Origin of the sequence: Microbispora sp. NPDC049125, assembly GCF_040802045.1 — a bacterium.
Lineage (GTDB): Bacteria > Actinomycetota > Actinomycetes > Streptosporangiales > Streptosporangiaceae > Microbispora.
The window spans coordinates 1-1,720 of sequence record NZ_JBEZDW010000111.1; the positions used below are offsets into that span (position 1 = coordinate 1).

Consider the following 1,720-nt stretch of genomic DNA (forward strand, 5'->3'; position numbering starts at 1 on the left):
GTGAGGTGGGGCTGGACTTCGTCTTCTGAGGCGTTCAGGGCGACCATCGCCCCACCCTCGGGGAGGGCCTGCATGAGACGGCCTCGGGCGGTGACCAGGGTGCAGGCGTCCTCAAGGGACAGCACCCCGGCCACGTGAGCGGCGGCGATCTCCCCGATCGAATGCCCCGCCAGGAAATCCGGCCGGAGGCCCCACGACTCGACCAGGCGGAACAGCGCCACCTCGACCGCGAACAACGCCGGCTGGGTGAGCTCCGTACGAACCAGCGAATCGCCGTCCCCGAACACCACATCCCGGATCGGCCGGTCGAGATGCCCGTCGAGATGGGCGCACACCTGGTCGAAGGCGTCGGCGAAGGCCGGGTAGCTCTCGTACAGCTCCCGGCCCATCCCGGCCCGCTGGCTGCCCTGGCCGGTGAAGAGGAACGCCACCTTGCCACCGGTCACGGCCCCCCGGAAGAGGTTCGCCGCCGGCTCGCCGCGTCCGAGTGCGTCAAGGCCGTCAAGAGCGTCATCGCGGGAGGTGGCGATCACTGTGGCGCGGTGGTCCATCGCGGCCCGGGATGTGGACAGGGAGAAGGCAAGGTCAAGCAGGCTGATGTCAGAGCCGTCAGCGAGGTGCGACCGCAGCCGGCGCGCCTGCTCGCCGAGCGCGTCATCGCTACGGCCCGACAGCACCAACGGCAGCGCCGGGAGGGCGGGAAGGATCTCGCCCTGGATCACCGGAGGGTGGGCCGGAGCCTGTTCGATGATGGTGTGGGCGTTGGTGCCGCTGACTCCGAACGAGGACACGCCTGCCCGGCGGGGCCGGTCGACCTCGGGCCACGGCCTGGCCTCGGTGAGCAGCTCGATGTCCCCGGCCGTCCAGTCCACGTGTGGGGTGGGCTCGTCCACGTGCAGCGTCTGCGGCAGCAGACCCTCACGGATGGCCATCACCATCTTGATCACACCGCCGACACCGGACGCGGCTTGGGTGTGCCCGATGTTGGACTTCAGCGACCCCAGATACAGCGGCTCGTCACGGTCCTGGCCGTAGGTCGCCAAGAGTGCCTGAGCCTCGATCGGGTCACCGAGCACCGTCCCGGTGCCATGCGCCTCCACCGTGTCCACCTCCGCCGGGCTCAGCCCGGCATTGGCCAGCGCCTGCCGGATCACCCGCTGCTGAGCCGGACCGTTCGGCGCCGTCAACCCGTTACTCGCCCCGTCCTGGTTCACCGCGCTGCCCCGGACCACGGCCAGCACCTCATGCCCGTTCGCGACGGCGTCCGACAGCCGCTCCAGCAGCAGCACGCCGACACCCTCACCCCACCCGGTGCCGTCCGCCGCCGCCGCGAACGCCTTGCACCGCCCATCAGCGGCCAACCCCCGCTGCCGGGAGAACTCGATGAACGCCCCCGGCGTCGCCATCACCGTCACCCCACCCGCCAGCGCGAGGGAGCATTCGCCCTGGCGCAGCGCCTGGGCGGCCAGATGGAGAGCGACCAGGGAGGAGGAACAGGCGGTGTCCACCGTGACCGCCGGACCCTCCAGCCCGAAGGTGTAGGCCAACCGGCCGGAGACGACGGCTGCCGCGTTGCCTGTCGCGAGGTAGCCCTCGCTGGTCTCGGGGGCCTGCATCAGGAGCGCGCCGTAGTCCTGGCCGTTGGAGCCGACGAAGACGCCGGTACGGCTGCCGCGGATCGTGTCCGGGTCGATGCCGGCCCGCTCGAAGACCTCCCAGG

1 protein-coding gene is annotated in these 1,720 nt (G+C 71.0%); it reads right to left on the minus strand.

The window, feature by feature from the left end:
• On the minus strand, positions 1 to 1,720 hold a 1,720-nt coding region (locus AB0B72_RS40200), incomplete at both ends, for a type I polyketide synthase (protein ID WP_367745059.1).